Source organism: Vibrio lentus (assembly GCF_002875945.1).
GTDB lineage: Bacteria > Pseudomonadota > Gammaproteobacteria > Enterobacterales > Vibrionaceae > Vibrio > Vibrio apostichopi.
Window position 1 is genome coordinate 18,867 of the sequence record NZ_MCZK01000157.1, and the last position, 20,887, is coordinate 39,753.

22 protein-coding genes are annotated in these 20,887 nt (G+C 44.6%); 18 read left to right on the forward strand and 4 right to left on the reverse strand.

Going from position 1 to position 20,887, the window contains the following annotated elements; translation table 11 throughout:
- Nucleotides 1-85 precede the first annotated feature (85 nt).
- The 4 genes from gyrB to dnaA all read right to left on the reverse strand — a co-directional run bounded on the left by gyrB (nt 86) and on the right by dnaA (nt 6,286).
- On the reverse strand, nt 86-2,503 hold the full coding sequence (gene gyrB, locus BCT49_RS19510) for a DNA topoisomerase (ATP-hydrolyzing) subunit B (protein WP_102437594.1): 2,418 nt from the start codon (nt 2,501-2,503) through the stop codon (nt 86-88).
- 17 nt (nt 2,504-2,520) lie between these two features.
- Complete coding sequence (gene recF / locus BCT49_RS19515) at nt 2,521-3,600, reverse strand: DNA replication/repair protein RecF (RefSeq protein WP_017111752.1); 1,080 nt, start codon at nt 3,598-3,600, stop codon at nt 2,521-2,523.
- Between the two features lie 82 nt (nt 3,601-3,682).
- On the reverse strand, nt 3,683-4,783 hold the full coding sequence (gene dnaN, locus BCT49_RS19520) for a DNA polymerase III subunit beta (protein ID WP_017107516.1): 1,101 nt from the start codon (nt 4,781-4,783) through the stop codon (nt 3,683-3,685).
- 81 nt (nt 4,784-4,864) lie between these two features.
- A complete protein-coding gene (gene dnaA / locus BCT49_RS19525; protein WP_017107517.1) occupies nt 4,865-6,286 on the reverse strand; it encodes a chromosomal replication initiator protein DnaA in 1,422 nt (473 codons plus the stop codon).
- Between the two features lie 309 nt (nt 6,287-6,595).
- Between dnaA and BCT49_RS19530 the strand changes: the two genes are divergently transcribed.
- The 18 genes from BCT49_RS19530 to atpH all read left to right on the forward strand — a co-directional run bounded on the left by BCT49_RS19530 (nt 6,596) and on the right by atpH (nt 20,885).
- Nucleotides 6,596-7,345 carry an amino acid ABC transporter substrate-binding protein gene (locus BCT49_RS19530; protein WP_065104230.1) on the forward strand — a complete coding sequence of 250 codons (750 nt, stop codon included), beginning with the start codon at nt 6,596-6,598 and terminating at the stop codon, nt 7,343-7,345.
- A 129-nt stretch (nt 7,346-7,474) separates the two neighbouring features.
- On the forward strand, nt 7,475-8,146 hold the full coding sequence (locus BCT49_RS19535) for an amino acid ABC transporter permease (RefSeq protein WP_102437596.1): 672 nt from the start codon (nt 7,475-7,477) through the stop codon (nt 8,144-8,146).
- Nucleotides 8,143-8,880, forward strand: coding sequence for an amino acid ABC transporter ATP-binding protein (locus BCT49_RS19540; protein ID WP_017111750.1), 738 nt, complete (start codon nt 8,143-8,145; stop codon nt 8,878-8,880). The genes BCT49_RS19535 and BCT49_RS19540 overlap by 4 nt, the downstream gene beginning before the upstream one ends.
- 206 nt (nt 8,881-9,086) lie before the next feature.
- Complete coding sequence (gene rpmH, locus BCT49_RS19545; RefSeq protein WP_004735800.1) at nt 9,087-9,221, forward strand: 50S ribosomal protein L34; 135 nt, start codon at nt 9,087-9,089, stop codon at nt 9,219-9,221.
- A gap of 45 nt (nt 9,222-9,266) precedes the next feature.
- A complete protein-coding gene (gene rnpA, locus BCT49_RS19550; protein ID WP_017055478.1) occupies nt 9,267-9,590 on the forward strand; it encodes a ribonuclease P protein component in 324 nt (107 codons plus the stop codon).
- Nucleotides 9,557-9,814 (forward strand): membrane protein insertion efficiency factor YidD, encoded by a 258-nt coding sequence (gene yidD, locus BCT49_RS19555; RefSeq protein ID WP_004735802.1) that lies wholly within the window; start codon nt 9,557-9,559, stop codon nt 9,812-9,814. Before rnpA ends, yidD begins: the two co-directional genes overlap by 34 nt.
- Nucleotides 9,815-9,816: 2 nt before the next feature.
- Nucleotides 9,817-11,436, forward strand: coding sequence for a membrane protein insertase YidC (yidC, locus tag BCT49_RS19560; protein ID WP_102437598.1), 1,620 nt, complete (start codon nt 9,817-9,819; stop codon nt 11,434-11,436).
- Between the two features lie 130 nt (nt 11,437-11,566).
- Entirely contained in the window at nt 11,567-12,928 is a 1,362-nt protein-coding gene (gene mnmE / locus BCT49_RS19565; protein WP_029223656.1) for a tRNA uridine-5-carboxymethylaminomethyl(34) synthesis GTPase MnmE, read from the forward strand.
- A gap of 48 nt (nt 12,929-12,976) precedes the next feature.
- A complete protein-coding gene (mioC, locus tag BCT49_RS19570) occupies nt 12,977-13,411 on the forward strand; it encodes an FMN-binding protein MioC (RefSeq protein ID WP_017111747.1) in 435 nt (144 codons plus the stop codon).
- A 480-nt stretch (nt 13,412-13,891) separates the two neighbouring features.
- On the forward strand, nt 13,892-15,787 hold the full coding sequence (gene mnmG, locus BCT49_RS19585) for a tRNA uridine-5-carboxymethylaminomethyl(34) synthesis enzyme MnmG (RefSeq protein WP_102437600.1): 1,896 nt from the start codon (nt 13,892-13,894) through the stop codon (nt 15,785-15,787).
- Nucleotides 15,787-16,419, forward strand: coding sequence for a 16S rRNA (guanine(527)-N(7))-methyltransferase RsmG (gene rsmG / locus BCT49_RS19590; protein ID WP_102296559.1), 633 nt, complete (start codon nt 15,787-15,789; stop codon nt 16,417-16,419). The genes mnmG and rsmG overlap by 1 nt, the downstream gene beginning before the upstream one ends.
- Before the next feature lie 14 nt (nt 16,420-16,433).
- Nucleotides 16,434-17,207, forward strand: a complete 774-nt coding sequence (locus tag BCT49_RS19595; RefSeq protein WP_102437602.1) for a ParA family protein — start codon at nt 16,434-16,436, stop codon at nt 17,205-17,207.
- A 23-nt stretch (nt 17,208-17,230) separates the two neighbouring features.
- Nucleotides 17,231-18,112 carry a ParB/RepB/Spo0J family partition protein gene (locus tag BCT49_RS19600; RefSeq protein WP_017111745.1) on the forward strand — a complete coding sequence of 294 codons (882 nt, stop codon included), beginning with the start codon at nt 17,231-17,233 and terminating at the stop codon, nt 18,110-18,112.
- A gap of 191 nt (nt 18,113-18,303) precedes the next feature.
- A complete protein-coding gene (locus BCT49_RS19605) occupies nt 18,304-18,693 on the forward strand; it encodes a F0F1 ATP synthase subunit I (RefSeq protein ID WP_004735732.1) in 390 nt (129 codons plus the stop codon).
- 8 nt (nt 18,694-18,701) lie between these two features.
- Nucleotides 18,702-19,499 carry a F0F1 ATP synthase subunit A gene (gene atpB / locus BCT49_RS19610; RefSeq protein WP_004735733.1) on the forward strand — a complete coding sequence of 266 codons (798 nt, stop codon included), beginning with the start codon at nt 18,702-18,704 and terminating at the stop codon, nt 19,497-19,499.
- Between the two features lie 50 nt (nt 19,500-19,549).
- Nucleotides 19,550-19,807 (forward strand): F0F1 ATP synthase subunit C, encoded by a 258-nt coding sequence (gene atpE, locus BCT49_RS19615; protein ID WP_004735734.1) that lies wholly within the window; start codon nt 19,550-19,552, stop codon nt 19,805-19,807.
- Between the two features lie 58 nt (nt 19,808-19,865).
- Entirely contained in the window at nt 19,866-20,336 is a 471-nt protein-coding gene (gene atpF / locus BCT49_RS19620) for a F0F1 ATP synthase subunit B (protein ID WP_017077303.1), read from the forward strand.
- A 15-nt stretch (nt 20,337-20,351) separates the two neighbouring features.
- Complete coding sequence (atpH, locus tag BCT49_RS19625; RefSeq protein WP_017107529.1) at nt 20,352-20,885, forward strand: F0F1 ATP synthase subunit delta; 534 nt, start codon at nt 20,352-20,354, stop codon at nt 20,883-20,885.
- The last annotated feature ends 2 nt before the right edge of the window (nt 20,886-20,887 follow it).

Sequence of the window (20,887 nt, forward strand, 5' to 3'; positions counted from 1 at the left end):
GTTCAAGGAAGAGGCGCGGAGCATACGAATGTATGTGAGCACCTCTGACACAGAAATTAAGCGAAAGAGCGAAGTATCAAAGATACTAAACGTCTAGGTTAGCTACTTTAAGTGCGTTTTCTTCGATGAAGTTACGACGCGGTTCTACTTGGTCGCCCATCAACGTTGTAAACAACAGATCCGCACCAACAGCATCTTCAATCGTTACTTGCATCATACGACGAGTTTCAGGATCCATTGTCGTTTCCCAAAGCTGATCAGGGTTCATCTCACCTAGACCTTTGTATCGTTGTAGACTTAGGCCACGACGAGACTCTTTCACTAACCAGTTCAGAGCTTCAACAAAGCTAGAAACTGCTTGAGTACGCTCACCACGCTTGATGTAAGCACCTTCTTCGATCAAGCCATTAAGAGCTTCAGAAAGGTCTGCTAGCTTACCAAACTCTTTCGAGTTGATAAGGTCAATGCTGAGTACATGTTCGTGAGTAACACCGTGTGTACGCACTACAATCTTAGGAACGCTCAAACCTAGCTCTTCGTGTTTTTCAACTTCAAGAGAGTATTGGCTCGCACCCGCTTCTTTGCCGTTTAGCTGCTCTACAAGCTGCTTGCCCCAAGCTTCAACGGCTGCTTCATCATGACACTGCTCTGCCGTTAGGCGAGGTACATAAATCAGTTCGTGAACCAATGCGCGTGGGTAACGACGACTCATACGATCAACTAGCTTGATACCTGCATTGTATTGATGAACAAGCTTCTCTAAGCCTTCACCAGCAAACGCAGGCGCTTCAGGGTTTACGTGCAATTCTGCATTGTCTAAAGCTAAAGATACTTGATACTGGTTCATCGCATCTTCATCTTTGATGTACTGCTCTTGCTTACCCTTCTTCACTTTGTAAAGTGGTGGCTGAGCAATGTAGATGTAACCACGTTCAATCAACTCTGGCATTTGACGGTAGAAGAACGTCAGTAGCAGAGTACGGATGTGAGAACCATCGACATCGGCATCGGTCATGATGATGATGTTGTGGTAACGCAGTTTATCTGGGTTGTATTCGTCACGACCAATACCACAACCAAGTGCTGTAATTAGCGTTGCAACTTCTTGAGAAGATAGCATTTTATCGAAACGTGCTTTCTCTACGTTAAGGATTTTACCTTTAAGCGGTAGGATTGCTTGGTTCTTACGGTTACGCCCCTGCTTAGCTGATCCGCCAGCAGAGTCTCCTTCCACAATATATAGTTCAGACAGTGCAGGATCTTTTTCCTGACAGTCAGCTAGTTTACCTGGAAGACCCGCTAAATCTAATGCGCCTTTACGACGAGTCATCTCACGAGCTTTACGCGCTGCATCACGAGCACGCGCTGCATCGATAATTTTAGAACAAACGATTTTCGCTTCACCTGGGTTCTCAATTAGGAACTCAGATAGCTTCTCACCCATCGTAGACTCAACGGCAGACTTCACTTCTGAAGAAACCAACTTGTCTTTAGTTTGGCTTGAGAATTTAGGATCTGGCACTTTCACCGAAACAATCGCCGTCAAACCTTCACGAGCATCATCACCTGATGTTGAAGTCTTCGCTTTCTTCGAGAAGCCTTCTTTGTCCATGAAGCTGTTCAATGTACGTGTTAGTGCAGCACGGAAGCCCGCTAAGTGGGCACCGCCATCGCGTTGAGGGATGTTGTTGGTGAAACAGTAGATGTTTTCTTGGTAACCATCGTTCCACTGCATCGCAACTTCAACGGTAATGCCATCATCACGCTCTGAATCAAAGTGGAAAATCTTCTGGATGATTGGTGTTTTGTTGGTGTTAAGGTGCTCAACAAACGCTTGGATACCGCCTTCGTATTCGAAGTGATCCATTTTGTCTTCTTCGCGTTCATCAATTAACTTAATTGATACACCTGAGTTCAAGAATGATAGCTCGCGTAGACGCTTAGCTAAAATATCGTAATGGAACTCGATGTTAGTGAAGGTTTCTTCACTCGGCCAGAAACGAATCTCTGTACCTGTTTTGTCCGTGTCACCCACAACCGCTAGTGGCGCTTGAGGCTCACCGTGGCTGTATGTTTGAGTGTGGATTTTGCCACCGCGGTGGATAGTAAGAGTAACTTGCTTAGAAAGTGCGTTAACTACTGAAACACCAACACCGTGCAAACCACCAGAAACTTTGTACGAGTTATCATCGAACTTACCACCAGCGTGAAGAACCGTCATGATTACTTCTGCTGCTGATACTTTTTCTTCTGGGTGCAATTCAGTTGGAATACCACGGCCGTCATCGCTTACTGACACAGAACTATCTTCATGGATAGTTACGATGATGTCATTACAGTGACCAGCGAGTGCTTCATCAATAGAGTTATCTACCACCTCAAAAACCATGTGGTGCAGACCGGTACCATCATCCGTGTCGCCAATGTACATTCCAGGACGCTTACGTACCGCATCCAGACCCTTCAGTACTTTAATACTCGATGAATCGTAATTATCTGACATAGTTACTCTCTGACTAATTATCCTTGCTCTATTTTGCCATGTTCCACATGAAACATCCTGCTATTTTCGTCATGCATATCTGCAATCTGATCAGCGGTAATAGAGCTTACAAAAACTTGAGCCTCGGTCGCCTTTAAACACTCAGCAAGACGTGCTCGGCGTTGGCTATCTAATTCGGAAGCGAAGTCATCTATCAAATAGATGCACTGCTTACCTGTCATTTGAGTGAGGTGTTGCCCTTGTGCTACTCGTAGCGCGCACACCATCAACTTCAACTGACCTCGTGACAAGACATCTTCCACTGGAGTGCCGTTCACTTTTATCTTTAGATCCGCTTTGTTTGGCCCACTAAAGGTGTAACCAAGCTGCTGATCCCTTTCAAAATTCTTTTCTAAAATCTCGGCGTACGGTGTGTCTTTATCCCAGCCACGATAATAGTTAATCTTTATCTCAAACTCAGGTAAGAAGGTCGCGCAGATTTCTTCAGCGACTTCTTTAAGCTGCTCAACGTAAGTGGCACGCCACTGGCTGATACTTTCCGCTAAACGGGCCAATTCTTGATCCCAATAGCTCAGCTCTCGGTAGTTCGTCGCCGTTTTCAATAAGGCATTACGCTGTTTATTGAGGCGCTTTACCCTGCCCCAAGCATCATAAAAGCCCGACTCACTGTGGAAGACTCCCCAATCAATGAATGCACGACGATGCTTAGGTCCATCGGTTAGTAAATCAAACCCTTCAGGGTGAATCAACTGCAAAGGTAAGACTTGAGCTAACTGAGCCAATTTTTGCCCAGTTTGGCCGCTTATTTTAACCTCTGTGGTGCCATCACGCTGCTTATTAATGCCAATTGGCAGCTCAAATTGATCCGAGGTCATAAAACGGCCATGCACAAACAGTTCACTGCACTCATTTTGAATGATACGACCGGTTAAGGAGCTTTTGAACGAGCGACCATGTCCGAGCAGATACACCGCTTCAAGGACACTGGTTTTGCCGCTTCCGTTAGCCCCTATAAGAAAGTTAAAGCCTGATGACGGTTGAATGTCACAGGCTTCAATATTTCTAAACTGCTTTACGATTAAGCGCGATAAAGGCATAACGTCTTCATATTAATCTTCAATCACGGCTCGATAGACAAACGTTGTTGATAAGCAAACATAATGTATAAACAAACACGGCTTACAAACGAATCGGCATAACAACGTACATCGCGCTGTCATCTTGTGCATTTTCAATCAACGCACTCGCATTCGCGTCTGACATTGAGATTCGAACCTGTTCACAACGTAGCGTATTCAATACATCCAATACGTAGCTTACGTTGAAGCCAATCTCTAGTGCGTCACCATCAAAGGTTACGTCTAGCACTTCTTCGGCTTCTTCTTGCTCTGGGTTGTTCGCGGTAATGCGCATCTCGCTATCTACAAGATTAACGCGAACACCACGGAATTTTTCATTCGACAGAATCGCAGCACGAGAAAACGCTGAACGTAACTCATCACAGCCGGCTTCTAATGTCTTGGTGGTATTTTGCGGCATTACGCGGCGATAATCCGGGAAACGACCATCAACGAGCTTAGAAGTGAAGACATAGTTGTTCACTTCAGCACGCACGTTAGAGTTACCAATCTGCAGTGTTACTGGCTGTTCTGGAGCATCCAGTAGCTTCACTAGCTCTTGAACACCTTTACGAGGAACAATGATCTGCTTTTGAGCAAAATCCGCACCCAGTTGAGCTTGTGATACCGCCATACGGTGACCATCGGTCGCCACGCTACGTAGGATTGAGCCTTCAATCTCAAACAACATACCGTTGAGGTAGTAACGAACGTCTTGGTTCGCCATTGAGAATTGTGTTTTCTCGATCAGACCGCGCAATTCAGCTTGTGTCACTGACACTTCAACTTCGCTGCTCCAGTCTTCAATATTTGGAAAATCTGCCGCAGGTAGTGTTGCCAATGAGAAGCGGCTACGACCCGAACGAACCTGAACACGGTCACCATCCAATACCACAGTGATCACTGAACTGTCTGGCAAGCCACGACAGATATCTAGGAACTTACGTGAAGGTACGGTGATGCTGCCCGCTTCGAAATCACCTTCAAGCGTTACACGGCTGATCAGTTCAACTTCTAGATCCGTCGCTGTCATCGACAACACGTTATCTTCTACTTTAATCAGTAGGTTTCCTAGAATTGGAAGCGTTGGCCTGCCACCGAGCGCGCCAGATACTTGTTGCAATGGCTTTATCAGGTGACTACGTTCAATGGTAAATTTCATATCTTGCTCTTACGGTCTAAATGGCACTGCGTAATAGTACGTGGCCAAGATTCTGCTTATTAAGGTTAAGAATACTGTGTATTAAGAAGAAAGGGTACGAATCAAGTTCGAATAATCTTCTTTAATGTCGTGGCTCTCTTCACGCAGCTGAGCAATCTTACGACAAGCGTGCAGCACGGTCGTGTGGTCACGGCCACCGAATGCATCACCAATCTCAGGCAAGCTGTGGTTAGTCAGCTCTTTAGCCAGTGCCATCGCCAATTGGCGTGGACGAGCAACAGAACGAGAACGACGTTTAGATAATAGATCAGCAACTTTGATTTTGTAGTATTCAGCGACTGTCTTTTGAATGTTATCAATGGTGACCAGTTTTTCTTGCAGGGCAAGTAAGTCACGCAGTGCTTCACGCACGAAATCGATCGTGATCGGACGGCCAGTGAAGTTTGCATTCGCAATAACACGGTTCAATGCGCCTTCTAGCTCGCGAACGTTAGAGCGTAAACGCTTAGCAATAAAGAATGCCACTTCATCCGCTAGGTGAATTTGGTGGTCTTCTGCTTTCTTCATTAAGATCGCAACACGAGTCTCAAGCTCTGGTGGCTCAATCGCAACCGTCAAACCCCAACCGAAGCGGGATTTTAGACGATCCTCTACGCCGTTGATCTCTTTTGGATAACGGTCAGACGTTAGGATGATCTGTTGGTTGCCTTCAAGCAGCGCGTTAAAGGTATGGAAGAACTCTTCTTGAGAACGCTCTTTATTCGCGAAGAATTGAATATCATCGATAAGCAGCGCGTCAACACTACGGTAGTAGCGCTTAAATTCTTCAATCGCGTTATTTTGTAGCGCTTTCACCATGTCTTGAACAAAACGCTCAGAATGCATGTAAACCACTTTAGCATTCGGTTTGTTGTCAACAATGGCATTACCCACCGCATGCAACAAGTGCGTTTTACCTAAACCGGTACCACCGTATAAAAACAACGGATTATAGGCTGTTCCTGGATTATCAGAAACCTGACGTGCCGCCGCCAAACCCAATTGGTTTGATTTACCCTCTACAAAGTTATTGAACTTATGTTTTGGGTTTACGTTTGAACGGTGGTTAAGGTCAACCGCTACAGGCTCTTCATCACGCCATATATTGTGAACAGGCTTACGAGCTTGTAACTGAGCAGGTGCTGACGATTCAGCGGCCACATCGGCTGCTGTACGTGTACGAGCTGGGGCGACAGTCTCAGATTTTGGAGCAGTCACTCGTTTGCTTCCGATCTCAAAATGAAGATGCGGAATATCATTACCACAATATTCTTGTAGCAAACGGTTGATGCTATTTAAGTACTTATCGCGCACCCAATCGAGTACAAATCGGTTTGGTGCAAATAGAGTTAGAGTATTACCATTGAGCTCCGCTTGTAACGGACGTACCCACATACTGAATTCTGTAGCTGGTAACTCTTCTTGAAGCTGTTGCAAGCATTGCAACCAAAGCGAAGATGACACGGTGCCCCACTCTATTTAAGTTATATGAAATGACCGCTAATTTTACCTGTTGATAAGTCAGATCACCAGCAATTGATCACAGATCAAGTGAATAAGATCCAAGTTATTCACAATAAATAGGGCAAATTTGGCTGGATCCACACATCTTGCCCCTACTTTACTCACACAACGATCCACTTATGCCCGGATCCTTGCTAGTTATCCCCAAATCGAGAATGCGATCTGGTTATGGTTAATAACATCTGGTTATTTATTCTATTGAGCATTTTCCCAGTAACATCCAACCCTATAAATATAAGGAGTTACCAAATGAATAACTGGATTAAGGCTGCAATTGCGGCTATCGCACTCTCTGCTGCTACTGTTCAAGCTGCGACTGAAGTTAAAGTCGGCATGTCTGGTCGCTACTTCCCATTTACGTTCGTTAAACAAGACCAACTACAAGGTTTTGAAGTGGATTTATGGGATGAGATCGGTAAACGTAATGACTATAGCGTTGAATACGTGACAGCAAACTTCTCTGGTCTGTTCGGTCTTCTTGAAACAGGTCGAATCGATACGATTTCAAACCAAATTACAATCACGGATGCACGTAAAGCGAAATACCTATTCGCAGACCCATACGTAGTAGACGGCGCACAGATTACCGTTCGTAAAGGTAATGACAGCATTCAAGGCATCGAAGACCTTGATGGTAAGACGGTTGCAGTAAACCTTGGATCAAACTTTGAGCAACTATTACGCAGCTACGATAAAGATGGCAAAATCAATGTGAAAACCTACGATACAGGTATTGAGCATGATGTTGCACTGGGTCGTGCCGATGCATTCGTTATGGATCGCCTATCAGCACTAGAGCTTATTAAGAAGACTGGTCTACCATTACAGCTAGCAGGACAGCCATTCGAGACTATCGAGAATGCATGGCCTTTCGTAAACAACGATAACGGCAAAAAATTGCAAGCTGAAGTAAACCAAGCACTCGCAGCAATGCGTGAAGATGGTACGCTAGAGAGCATCTCTCAAAAATGGTTCGGTGCAGACATTACTAAGAAGTAATTACCCACTCAACGCATTCAGAGCCCACTGCTTATACAGCGGTGGGCTTTTTGCTTTTGTGTACTGATTAAAAAGCCTGATATAACAGTATTTCCAAACAATACTTCCAATAAAAATATGAGATAGATTATGGGATTTGACTTTAACTACATGCTAGGTCTGTTGCCAATACTGCTGAAGTATTTAGGCACCACTATGGAGATGGCAATCTGGGGCTTATTTTTCGCTCTGATTCTATCTTTGATACTGGCGAACATTCGTGTATTCAAAATCCCAGTACTCGACCAACTGAGCCAGCTGTATATTAGCTTCTTCCGAGGCACGCCACTGTTGGTGCAACTGTTCCTTCTCTACTACGGCCTACCTCAGGTATTTCCGTGGATGGTTGGACTCGATGCGTTTGGCGCCGCCGTTATCGGCTTAACCTTACACTTTGCTGCCTACATGGCTGAAAGTATTCGTGCTGCCATTATCGGTATCGAACGTAGCCAAATGGAAGCCAGCCTCTCAGTCGGTATGACAACCAGCCAAGCTATGCGTCGAGTGATCTTGCCGCAGGCTACCCGTGTGGCACTGCCGTCTTTGATGAACTATTTCATCGACATGATTAAGTCGACTTCCCTTGCCTTCACCTTAGGTGTGGCTGAAATCATGGCCAAAGCTCAAATGGAAGCATCATCAAGTTTCCGCTTCTTTGAGGCTTTCCTAGCGGTTGCGCTGATTTATTGGGGCGTGGTGGTTATCCTTACTCGCATTCAAATCTGGGCCGAAGTGAAACTGAATAAGGCGTATGTACGATGATCAAATTAGAAAATATCCACAAGCAGTTTGGTGACACCGAAGTTCTTAAAGGGATCGACCTAGAAATCAATCAAGGTGAGATAATTGTCATCATAGGTTCAAGTGGTACGGGTAAGTCTACACTGCTGCGCTGCGTTAACTTTCTCGAGCAAGCCGATCAAGGCAAGATTTCCATCGATGATATTAACGTTGATGTAAAAAAACACACCAAAGCCGAGGTACTGGCACTGCGTCGTAAGACTGGTTTTGTGTTCCAAAACTACGCCTTGTTTGCTCACCAAACGGCAAAGCAGAATATTGCCGAAGGTTTGATTACCGTTCGTGGTTGGAAAAAGCAGCAAGCTCATGAAAAAGCACAACAAATATTAGATGATATCGGGTTAGGTGACAGAGCAGATAGCTACCCAGCAGCGCTCTCTGGTGGACAACAGCAACGCGTTGGTATTGGCCGAGCTATGGCCCTTCAACCGGAGCTTTTATTGTTCGATGAGCCGACTTCAGCACTCGATCCTGAGTGGGTTGGTGAAGTGCTTAACCTAATGAAAAAATTGGCAAATCAGCATCAAACCATGCTGGTGGTCACCCATGAAATGCAATTTGCTAAAGAGGTTGCAGACCGAGTGATCTTCATGGCTGATGGCCATATTGTCGAACAGGGATCTCCACAGGATATTTTTGGTAATCCACAGGATCCTAAATTACAAAAATTCTTAAATAAGGTTGGGATCGACTAAGGATCCTTGTGATTTTAGTTATTCTACGTATAATCCCCCGACCGGAATTTTAGTTAACCCAATCATTGACACTTTTTGTGACAGTGATTACAATTCCGCCTCTTTGTTGAGAGGCGTCGGTTTTCCTTTCTTATATAAAGAAGAGAAAAAATGCCCACGCCGGGTTTAACAAAAACCTAAAACTACTGATCAGTAAGGTAATTACAATGAAACGCACTTTTCAACCTACAGTTCTAAAGCGTAAGCGTACACACGGTTTCCGTGCTCGCATGGCTACTAAGAACGGTCGCGCAACAATCAATGCACGTCGTGCAAAAGGCCGTAAGCGTCTTTCTAAGTAATCTTTGATTATTTTGAATAAGCTAGCCTTCGGTCGGGAGTTACGCTTGTTAACTCCCGAACATTATCAGAATGTCTTCAAGCAAGCTCATCGAGCAGGCTCCCCTCATTTCACCATCATTGCCCGAAATAACTCTCTTTCAAATCCTCGCCTTGGATTAGCTGTTCCGAAAAAGCAGATTAAAACCGCCGTGGGTCGTAACCGATTCAAGCGTCTTACTCGTGAAAGCTTTCGTAACACTCAACACAAACTTCCTAACAAAGATTTTGTTGTAATCGCTAAGAAGAGCGCGCAAGATTTAAGCAATGAAGAAATGTTCAAGCTACTCGACAAATTATGGCTTCGCCTGTCTCGCCCTTCGCGTGGATAGCGCTAATACCCATCTATTTTTATAGATGGTTTATTAGTCCACTCATCGGCCCACGCTGCCGATTTACTCCAACCTGCTCTTTATATGCGATAGAAGCGTTGAAAGCTCACGGTTTTGTAAAAGGGTGTTGGTTATCAGGCAAACGTCTATTAAAATGCCATCCTTTGAACGAAGGGGGCTTTGACCCCGTTCCACCGGTCCAAAAACAAGACAGAGATAAATAACGATGGATTCTCAACGTAATATCCTGTTAATCGCACTGGCATTGGTTTCTTTTCTACTGTTCCAACAATGGAACGTAGCTCAGAACCCAGCACCACAAGCGGTTGAGCAGGCACAATCTGGCAGCACCCTACCAGCGCCATCTTATGCAGATGATCTAGACCCAACTCCGGGTCAAGTTGCTTCTGCAAAAACTATCACAGTAACAACTGATGTACTGACTCTGTCAATTGATACGGTTGGTGGTGATGTCGTTAAAGCAAATCTAAATGATTACTCTGCTGAGTTTGATTCTGAAGATACGTTTGTTCTTCTTAAGAACGAACCAGGTCACCAATTTATCGCACAAAGCGGTCTAGTGGGTCCTCAAGGTATCGACCTAAGCAGCACAAACCGCCCAAGCTACACAGTTTCAGCAGACAGCTTCACGCTTGCTGATGGTCAGGATGAACTACGCATCCCGATGACTTACCAAGCGAACGGCCTTGATTACACGAAAACATTCGTCCTTAAGCGTGGTAGCTACGCAATGGATGTTGAATACGATGTAGTCAACAACTCTGGTAACAACGCGACATTCGGCATGTACGCTCACCTACGTCAGAACGTAATGGATGACGGCGGTAGCCTAACAATGCCAACTTACCGTGGTGGTGCTTACTCTACGGAAGATACGCGTTACAAAAAATACAGCTTCGACGACATGCAAGATCGCAATCTGTCTCTTAACCTAGCAAATGGTCAAGGTTGGGCAGCGATGATTCAGCACTACTTTGCAAGTGCATGGATCCCACGCGACGAAGCAGGCAGCAACCTTTACACTCGTGTAATAGGTAACCTTGGCGACATCGGTGTTCGTATGCCGAACAAAACCATCGCTACTGGCGACGAAGCAAGCTTTAAAGCAACGCTTTGGGTTGGTCCTAAACTTCAAGACCAAATGGCTGCTGTTGCACCAAACCTAGACCTAGTAGTTGACTACGGTTGGTTATGGTTCATTGCGAAACCACTTCATACTCTGCTTTCATTCATTCAAGGCATCGTTGTGAACTGGGGTCTGGCAATTATCTGTCTAACGTTTATCGTTCGTGGTGCTATGTACCCACTAACGAAAGCTCAGTACACGTCTATGGCGAAAATGCGTATGCTTCAGCCTAAGCTGACAGCAATGCGTGAGCGTATTGGCGACGACCGTCAACGCATGAGCCAAGAAATGATGGAGCTGTACAAGAAAGAGAAAGTAAACCCACTTGGTGGCTGTTTACCTATCATCTTGCAAATGCCGATCTTCATTTCGCTATACTGGGCACTAATGGAGTCTGTTGAACTGCGTCACTCACCGTTCTTCGGTTGGATTACTGACCTTTCAGCACAAGACCCTTACTACATCTTGCCACTTCTGATGGGTGCTTCAATGTTCCTAATCCAGAAGATGAGCCCGACAACTGTAACGGATCCAATGCAGCAGAAAATCATGACCTTTATGCCGGTTATGTTTACTTTCTTCTTCTTGTTCTTCCCTTCAGGTCTGGTTCTTTACTGGCTAGTATCGAACATCGTAACTCTGATTCAGCAAACGCTTATCTACCGCGCGCTGGAAAAGAAAGGCTTACACTCTAAGTAAGTTCGATAACAGAAAGAGATAAAAGAAAGGCGACCAAAAGGTCGCCTTTTTGTTTTGAGCTGATTACAATTCAGCTAATTGATTAATCGTGAACGCCCCCTTTGGCCTTCACATGCTAGCAGGCACAACTATGACTACAGATACGATTGTTGCTCAAGCGACTGCGCCAGGGCGTGGTGGCGTCGGTATTATCCGCGTTTCAGGCCCACAAGCCGCTCAAGTCGCTCTAGAAGTAACAGGCAAAGTACTAAAACCGCGCTATGCCGAGTACCTGCCTTTTAAATCTCACAATGGCACCGAACTCGACCAAGGTATTGCACTTTACTTCCCTAACCCACACTCGTTCACTGGCGAAGATGTGTTAGAGCTGCAAGGCCACGGTGGTCCTGTGGTTATGGACATGCTGATCAAACGTATCCTATCCATCTCAGGTGTACGTGCCGCACGTCCTGGTGAGTTCTCTGAACGTGCGTTCTTGAACGACAAGATGGACTTAACACAAGCAGAAGCGATTGCCGACCTGATTGACGCAAGCTCAGAAGAAGCAGCGAAATCAGCACTACAATCCCTGCAAGGTGAATTCTCTAAACGCATTAATACGCTAGTAGATTCTCTGATTTACTTAAGAATCTACGTTGAAGCGGCGATTGATTTCCCAGAAGAAGAAATTGATTTTCTGGCTGACGGTAAAGTAAGTACTGACTTACAAGCTATCATTGATAACCTAGAAGCTGTACGCCAAGAAGCCAATCAAGGCTCAATCATGCGTGAAGGCATGAAAGTCGTGATTGCAGGTCGCCCAAATGCGGGTAAATCAAGCCTATTGAATGCACTGTCGGGTAAAGAGTCTGCCATTGTGACCGATATTGCGGGAACGACACGTGATGTACTGCGTGAACATATCCATATTGACGGTATGCCATTGCACATTATTGATACCGCAGGCCTACGTGACGCCTCCGATGAAGTAGAAAAAATCGGTATTGAACGCGCTTGGGAAGAAATTGCACAAGCAGACCGCGTATTATTTATGGTGGATGGCACAACAACAACGGCAACGGACCCTAAAGAAATTTGGCCAGATTTCGTTGATCGTCTGCCCAATAACATCGGTATGACTGTGATCCGCAACAAAGCAGATCAAACCAGTGAAGAGCTCGGGATCTGCCATGTAAATGATCCGACTCTCATCCGCCTATCTGCAAAAACAGGTGAAGGTGTCGATGCCCTACGTAGCCATCTTAAAGAGTGCATGGGCTTTGCTGGTGGCAACGAAGGTGGCTTTATGGCACGTCGCCGCCACTTAGATGCCCTAGAACGCGCATCGGAACACCTTGATATTGGGCAACAACAGCTTGAAGGCTACATGGCCGGAGAGATATTAGCGGAAGAGCTCAGAATCACCCAACAGCACCTCAATGAGATCACTGGCGAATTCAGTTCAGATGATTTATTAGGTCGTATATTTTCTTCATTCTGTATCGGTAAATAACCATAAAGGCTGGCTTGCGCTGGCCTTTTCTTTTGTAAGGACGGCTTAATGATCCACATTATTACTGGCAGCACCTTAGGTGGCGCTGAATACGTTGGCGATCACCTTAACGATCTTCTAGAGGCTCAAGGGCACGAGATCGAGCTTCATAATCAGCCTGAATACGACAATATTCCGCAACAAGGTACTTGGTTATTGGTGACATCGACGCATGGTGCGGGTGAGTTTCCTGATAACATCCAACCTTTGATCAAGTCATTGAATCAAGAATCTCCAGATTTAAGCGCGATTCGCTTTGCTGTGGTTGCTCTTGGTGACTCAAGCTACGACACCTTCTGTTCTGCAGGCCAGTCAGCTTATTCGCTTCTAGAAAAGCTTGGTGCTCAGCCCATTTCAGCGTGTTTTACTATCGATGTTCTTGAAACACCGGTTCCTGAGGATGCTGCAGAGGATTGGTTTAACGATCATAGTGACCAGTTTTAACTCCTCAATCTTCTAAAAAGCGGCTTATGCCGCTTTTTTTGTCTCTGAATATCGTGATTGTGAATAACTTTTTTGAAAATAAATCGAAATACATGTCATTTTTTTCAATTTTCTCTGTGGATAAGATCATACATATACGGTGATTAACCTATAGTTATCCAAATAACAACTTTCTAGGTAATTTCCCCTTGTGTATAAGTAGCCATTTTGATCCCAGCTAATCCTCATCATGATCAAAGTTAGATCACACCCTTTGATCCAAAAAAGATCCATGATCTTGTTGATCATTTTTGACTTATCCACAGACACCCTCGATCCTAATAATAGATCTAATAAAAGATCTCTTTAAAGATCTTATCTATATTAATTAAAAACAGCTTTCTCGAAAAATTCCAAAAACGTTTTCTCAAGCTATGAAAACAGGTAGAATATCGCTCCTTTTTATCAATCTAGAAACGTTTGAGTACCTGAGGTCGGTTCATGCTTTATCACGAAAAATTTGACGTCATCGTTGTTGGTGGTGGCCATGCAGGAACGGAAGCCGCACTCGCATCTGCACGTACTGGTCAAAGTACGTTATTACTAACTCATAATATCGATACGTTGGGACAGATGTCTTGCAACCCAGCCATTGGCGGGATCGGTAAGGGCCACTTGGTAAAAGAGGTCGATGCTATGGGTGGATTAATGGCGCAAGCTATTGATCATGCAGGTATTCAGTTCAGAACATTAAACGCATCAAAAGGCCCAGCGGTACGTGCTACTCGTGCACAAGCTGACCGCGCACTTTACAAAGCCTTTGTCCGTAATGTTCTTGAAAACACACCAAACCTAACTCTGTTCCAACAGTCGGTTGATGACTTGATCGTTGAACAAGATCAAGTGGTGGGTGTGGCTACGCAAATGGGCCTCAAATTCCGCGCTAACGCTGTGGTCTTAACGGTAGGCACATTCCTAGGCGGTAAGATCCATATTGGTATGGAAAGTTCATCGGGTGGACGTGCGGGTGATCCACCATCGATCGCGCTTGCTGACCGTCTTCGTGATCTTCCATTTCGTGTTAATCGCCTGAAAACGGGTACACCTCCTCGCATCGATGCACGCAGCGTTGATTTTTCTGAGCTTGAGGTTCAACACGGCGATAATCCGACTCCGGTTTTCTCATTCATGGGTAACCGAGCTCAGCAACCGCGTCAGATTCCATGTTACATCACGCACACTAACGAAAATACGCATGACGTTATTCGTGCCAATCTCGATCGCAGCCCAATGTACGCTGGTGTGATTGAAGGTATTGGCCCTCGTTACTGTCCGTCGATTGAAGACAAAGTGATGCGCTTTGCTGATAAAAACAGTCACCAAATTTTCATTGAGCCTGAGGGCCTAACGACGCACGAGTTATACCCGAATGGTATTTCAACCAGTTTGCCGTTTGATGTTCAGGTAAAAATTGTTCACTCAATGAAAGGTTTTGAGAACGCACACATCGTTCGTCCTGGCTACGCGATTGAGTACGATTTCTTTGACCCTCGCGATCTTAAACTGACTTACGAAACCAAGTTTATTAAGGGTCTGTTCTTTGCGGGACAAATCAATGGCACCACTGGCTACGAAGAAGCCGCAGCACAAGGCTTAATGGCCGGTTTGAATGCGAGTTTGTTTACGCAAGGCAAAGAGGGCTGGAGCCCACGCCGCGATCAAGCTTACATGGGTGTACTTATTGATGACTTGTCGACAATGGGTACTAAAGAACCGTACCGCATGTTTACATCTCGTGCCGAATACCGCTTGTTGCTACGTGAAGACAACGCCGATATCCGTTTGACTGAAAAGTCACGTGAACTTGGCTTGGTCGACGATGCTCGTTGGACACGATTCAACGAGAAGATGGAAAACATGGAGAAGGAGCGTCAACGTCTTAAAGAAACATGGATTAATCCAAAATCTGAAGATATTGATCAATTGAACCAGATCCTTAAAACACCAATGTCTCGTGAAGCGAGTGGTGAAGATCTTCTTCGTCGTCCTGAAATGACTTATTCACAGCTAACGTCGTTAGATCGTTTCGGTCCAGCTCTGGAAGATCAACAAGCCTCTGAGCAAGTTGAGATCCAAGTTAAGTACGATGGCTATATCCAGCGTCAACAAGATGAAATTGAAAAATCACTGCGTCATGAAAACACCAAACTGCCGCCTGACATCGATTACAGCAAGGTAAAAGGGCTCTCTAACGAAGTGGTTCTAAAACTAACTACTGCTAAACCTGACTCGATCGGTATTGCTTCGCGTATCTCTGGTATCACGCCTGCTGCAATCTCGATTTTGTTGGTTTATCTGAAAAAGCACGGCCTATTGAAAAAAGGTGAGGAAGCTTAATGAGCGCATTACGCGAAAAACTGGATCACCTGATTGGCCAGACTGAACTTGAAGTATCGGAAAAACAACGTAGCCAATTAGTGGGCTACGTTGAGTTACTCAACAAATGGAACAAGGCTTATAATTTAACGTCTGTTCGTGACCCGCAAGAAATGATGGTGAAACATATCTTAGATAGCATCATTGTTAGCACTCACTTACAAGGCAAGCGCTTTATTGATGTAGGTACGGGCCCTGGTCTTCCTGGGATTCCGCTCTCAATCATGAACCCTGACTGCGAGTTTTACTTGCTCGATAGCCTAGGCAAGCGTATTCGTTTTATTAAACAAGTGATCCATGAATTGGGCATCGACAACGTTGTTCCAGTACAAAGTCGTGTTGAAGAATTTCAACCAGAAGAAAAGTTTGATGCAGTGCTCAGTCGTGCGTTTGCTTCAATGACAGACATGGTAGAGTGGTGTCACCATTTACCTAAAGAGCAATCCGGTGTATTTTTGGCTCTTAAGGGACAACATCCTAGAGACGAAATCGACCTGTTACCTGAATGGTGTTCAGTGACAGACATCAAAGCTTTGCAAGTGCCAGAGCTTGATGGAGAGCGTCATTTAGTTACTTTATCGCGTCAGGGATAATCAGCGAGGCCATAGTGGGTAGAATTGTAGCAATTGCCAACCAGAAAGGTGGCGTAGGAAAAACAACAACTTGTGTTAACTTAGCAGCATCAATGGCGGCAACTAAACGCAAGATCTTGGTTGTTGACCTCGACCCTCAAGGTAATGCCACTATGGCGAGTGGTGTCGACAAATATCAGGTTGAAGCAACTGCTTACGATTTGCTAGTTGAAGACAGCCCATTCGATGAGGTAGTTTGCCGAAGTACATCTGGTAATTACGACCTCATCGCCGCAAACGGTGATGTTACTGCGGCAGAAATCAAGCTGATGGAAGTGTTTGCTCGCGAAGTTCGCCTAAAGAACGCACTGGCATCCATTCGTGGCAACTATGATTTCATCTTTATTGATTGCCCACCGTCATTAAATCTTCTTACAATCAACGCGATGGCTGCGGCCGATTCCGTTTTGGTTCCTATGCAATGTGAATACTTTGCTTTAGAAGGTTTAACTGCATTGATGGATACCATCAGTAAACTTGCTGCTGTAGTAAACGAGGATCTGAAGATCGAAGGTCTTCTGCGTACAATGTATGATCCTCGTAACCGCTTATCGAATGAAGTCTCTGATCAACTCAAAAAACACTTCGGTAATAAAGTCTACCGAACTGTGATCCCTCGTAATGTGCGTCTGGCAGAAGCGCCAAGTCATGGCAAGCCAGCAATGTACTACGACAAATATTCCGCAGGAGCTAAAGCATATCTTGCTCTGGCTGGCGAAATGTTGCGTCGTGAAGAAGTCCCAGTATAAGTCTAACCAAAGGAATTCGCTCAATGTCTAAGCGTGGTTTAGGAAAAGGGCTAGATGCATTGCTTGCAACTAGCTCGTTGGCTCGTGAAAAACAACAAGTTGCTTCTCATAGCCAGGCTTTGTCTGCTGATGGAGAGCTGATCGAGATTGCTGTTGGTTGCTTAAAGCCAGGTGTATATCAACCGCGTAAAGATATTGCGCCAGAAGCGCTAGAAGAGTTGGCAGCTTCAATCCAATCTCAAGGCATTATTCAGCCGATTGTTGTGCGTCATTTAACGCAGGACCAGTTTGAGATTATCGCTGGTGAACGTCGTTGGAGAGCAGCTCGTCAAGCTGGTCTTAAGCAGGTTCCGTGTCTGGTTAAGAAAGTCGCTGACAAGGCCGCTATTGCTATGGCATTGATCGAGAATATTCAGCGTGAAGACCTGAATGTGATTGAGGAAGCACAGGCTCTAGAACGTTTACAGAACGAATTTGAACTGACGCACCAAAAGGTGGCTGATGTGATAGGTAAATCTCGCGCAACTGTGAGTAACCTGCTGCGTCTTAACCAATTGGCTGAGCCGGTAAAGGCGTTAGTCGTGTCAAAGCAGCTTGAGATGGGCCATGCTCGTGCATTACTCGCACTTGAAGGCGATGTTCAAGTCGAAGCGGCTAACACCGCAGCAAGCAAACAAATGACCGTGCGTCAAACTGAGCAACTCGTTAAAAAGTGCTTAAAACCAGAGGTTGAGTCTGAATCGAAGCCCGAGGACAAAGAAGCCATCGAACTTTCACGAAGACTTACGGAAAAATTGCAAGCAAACGTTTCAGTTACTCGTTCTGTTAGCGGTAAGTCAAAAGTGACAATTACTCTTGATGAGCCTCACAAATTAGAGCAACTTATTGCTAAACTAGAGTACTAAATGAGATAATTGATTTAGGTCAATTATGTAATAAACAAGTAATTTCGTACAAAAGTTGTCGGTTTGTATGCAAAAATGTAAATGATTGCTGCATTGTGATTGCAATCAATTTGGCTGAACGTATAATTTTCGCCAATTTCTCAGCACGCTTTTAAGCGAGTGGTAAAGTGGGCTTAAAGAGGAACGAATACATGGTAGCGGCGTTAGCAAGACCAGGACGAGTGCTTGCAAAGCAAATGTTATTGATCGAGCTTAGCGCGGTTATATTAGTGGCGATAGGGTTAGGTTTAGCTGTTAATCCTGATTGGGGTTTTGCTGCATTAATCGGTGGCGGTATTTTTGTCATCGCGAATGTAGTTTTTTGTGTGTGTGCTTTCCTATTTTGTGGAGCTCGCGCAACTAAGTTAGTTGCGGCGTCGTTCTATGCTGGCGAAGTGCTCAAAATCTTAATCACAGTTTTACTATTCTCTATTGTCTACATGTATATGCAGGTGGAATTAATTCCCCTCAAACTGACCTATTTACTGGTTCTAGGTATTAATATCTTTGCGCCAGTGCTTTTCATTAACAATAAAAAATAGGATGAGTTATGGCTGCGCCAACAGCATCCGGATACATTGAACACCATTTACAAAACCTTTCTTTAGCTAAGTTTGGTCTTGTAGAGGAAACAAGTTTCTGGAACGTACATATAGACAGTCTGTTTTTTTCTGTGCTGACAGGGGTGTTATTCCTTTGGGTTTTTCGCTCAGTCGCTAAGAAAGCAACAGTAGGTGTACCTGGTAAGCTTCAGTGTTTTGTTGAAATGGTAGTGGAATTCGTTGGCGACAACGTTAAAGAAACTTTCCATGGCCGCAATCCTCTGGTAGCTCCATTAGCACTGACTATATTCTGCTGGATTATCATAATGAACTTGATGGACTTAGTGCCTATCGATTTCTTACCGTATCCTGCAGAGCATTGGCTAGGTATCCCTTACTTGAAAGTGGTTCCTACAGCTGATGTAAATATAACAATGGCAATGGCTTTAGGTGTTTTTGCTCTGATGATCTACTACAGCATCAAAGTGAAAGGCTTGGGCGGATTTGCTAAAGAATTGGCACTGCATCCATTTAATCACCCAATCATGATTCCATTTAACTTGGTACTTGAGGTAATTTCGTTATTAGCGAAGCCACTATCTCTAGGTATGCGTTTATTTGGTAATATGTTTGCGGGTGAGGTGGTGTTTATTCTTATCGCGGCAATGCTACCGTGGTACTTACAATGGGTAGGTGCACTACCTTGGGCTATCTTCCATATCTTGGTTATTTTGATTCAAGCGTTTGTTTTCATGATGTTGACAATCGTTTATCTATCAATGGCCCATGAAGATAGTGATCACTAAAAAAATTTTTAAGCTTTATTCTAACTATTAATGTTAATCGGAGAACGTAAATGGAAACTGTACTAAGTTTTTCAGCAATCGCTGTTGCTATCATTGTTGGTCTTTGTGCCGTAGGTACTGCAATTGGTTTTGCTATTCTTGGTGGTAAATTCCTAGAAGGCGCTGCGCGTCAACCTGAAATGGCTCCAATGCTACAAGTTAAGATGTTCATCATCGCTGGTCTACTGGATGCTGTTCCAATGATCGGTATCGTAATCGCACTACTATTCACGTTTGCTAACCCATTTGTAAGTCAGCTAGCAGGCTAATTAACTCTCAATAGTTAATTAAATTTTTGTAGTTGATTCTTAACGAGGAGTAGCTGTTGTGAATATGAACGCAACTCTGTTAGGTCAAGCAATTGCTTTTTCGCTGTTTGTTTGGTTCTGCATGAAATATGTATGGCCACCAATTATGCAAGCAATTGAAGAACGTCAGAAAAAAATTGCTGACGGTCTTGTAGCCGCTGAACGCGCTGCTAAAGACTTGAACCTGGCACAAGCCAACGCTTCTGAGCAAATGAAGGAAGCGAAGCGCACTGCAACTGAGGTTATTGATCAGGCAAACAAACGTAAAGCTCAAATTATTGATGAAGCACGCGAAGAGGCTCAGGCAGAACGCCAGAAGATCTTAACGCAAGCTGAAGCAGAAATTGAAGCTGAACGCACACGTGCCCGTGATGACCTGCGCAAACAAGTCGCAACTCTGGCTATAGCTGGTGCTGAGAAAATCCTTGAGCGTACTATCGATAAAGATGTACACAATGATCTTCTTAACAACATTACTGCAAAACTTTAAAGCAAGGGGCTGTATATGTCTGATTTGACTACAATCGCACGCCCCTATGCTAAAGCAGCGTTTGACTTTGCGGTAGATAAAGGTGAGCTAGACCAATGGGGTCAAATGCTTACTTTTGCTGCCGAAGTGGCACAAAATGATGATGTTCATAATTTATTAAGCAGTTCTATGACTGCTGAAAAGTTAGCTGAAGTATTCATTGTAATTTGTGGCGAACAATTTGATGAATTCGGCCAGAACTTAATTAAAGTGATGGCAGAGAATGGTCGTTTAATGGCCTTTCCTGATGTTTGCAAACAGTTCTTATTGCTTAAACAAGAGCATGAGAAAGAAATCGACGTTGAAGTAACTTCAGCGGTTGAGCTTTCTGAAGAACAACGTTCAAGCATCATCAGCAAATTGGAACTGCGCCTAGCGCGCAAAGTTCAGCTGAATTGCAGTATAGATGAGACTCTACTTAGTGGAGTTATTATTCGAGCCGGAGACCTAGTCATCGATAACTCAGCGCGCAGTCGTTTAGACCGCCTGAGCGATGCATTGCAGTCTTAATG

Coding starts and splice junctions, on each gene's coding strand:
- rpmH (WP_004735800.1), top strand. CDS start 9,087: ATGAAACGCACTTTTCAACCTACAGTTCTAAAGCGTAAGCGTACACAC.
- atpH (WP_017107529.1), top strand. CDS start 20,352: ATGTCTGATTTGACTACAATCGCACGCCCCTATGCTAAAGCAGCGTTT.
- gyrB (WP_102437594.1), bottom strand. CDS start 2,503: ATGTCAGATAATTACGATTCATCGAGTATTAAAGTACTGAAGGGTCTG.
- BCT49_RS19530 (WP_065104230.1), top strand. CDS start 6,596: ATGAATAACTGGATTAAGGCTGCAATTGCGGCTATCGCACTCTCTGCT.
- BCT49_RS19600 (WP_017111745.1), top strand. CDS start 17,231: ATGTCTAAGCGTGGTTTAGGAAAAGGGCTAGATGCATTGCTTGCAACT.
- recF (WP_017111752.1), bottom strand. CDS start 3,600: ATGCCTTTATCGCGCTTAATCGTAAAGCAGTTTAGAAATATTGAAGCC.
- mnmG (WP_102437600.1), top strand. CDS start 13,892: ATGCTTTATCACGAAAAATTTGACGTCATCGTTGTTGGTGGTGGCCAT.
- mnmE (WP_029223656.1), top strand. CDS start 11,567: ATGACTACAGATACGATTGTTGCTCAAGCGACTGCGCCAGGGCGTGGT.
- dnaN (WP_017107516.1), bottom strand. CDS start 4,783: ATGAAATTTACCATTGAACGTAGTCACCTGATAAAGCCATTGCAACAA.
- BCT49_RS19535 (WP_102437596.1), top strand. CDS start 7,475: ATGGGATTTGACTTTAACTACATGCTAGGTCTGTTGCCAATACTGCTG.
- atpB (WP_004735733.1), top strand. CDS start 18,702: ATGGCTGCGCCAACAGCATCCGGATACATTGAACACCATTTACAAAAC.
- BCT49_RS19540 (WP_017111750.1), top strand. CDS start 8,143: ATGATCAAATTAGAAAATATCCACAAGCAGTTTGGTGACACCGAAGTT.
- yidD (WP_004735802.1), top strand. CDS start 9,557: ATGGCTTCGCCTGTCTCGCCCTTCGCGTGGATAGCGCTAATACCCATC.
- yidC (WP_102437598.1), top strand. CDS start 9,817: ATGGATTCTCAACGTAATATCCTGTTAATCGCACTGGCATTGGTTTCT.
- mioC (WP_017111747.1), top strand. CDS start 12,977: ATGATCCACATTATTACTGGCAGCACCTTAGGTGGCGCTGAATACGTT.
- atpE (WP_004735734.1), top strand. CDS start 19,550: ATGGAAACTGTACTAAGTTTTTCAGCAATCGCTGTTGCTATCATTGTT.
- BCT49_RS19605 (WP_004735732.1), top strand. CDS start 18,304: ATGGTAGCGGCGTTAGCAAGACCAGGACGAGTGCTTGCAAAGCAAATG.
- rsmG (WP_102296559.1), top strand. CDS start 15,787: ATGAGCGCATTACGCGAAAAACTGGATCACCTGATTGGCCAGACTGAA.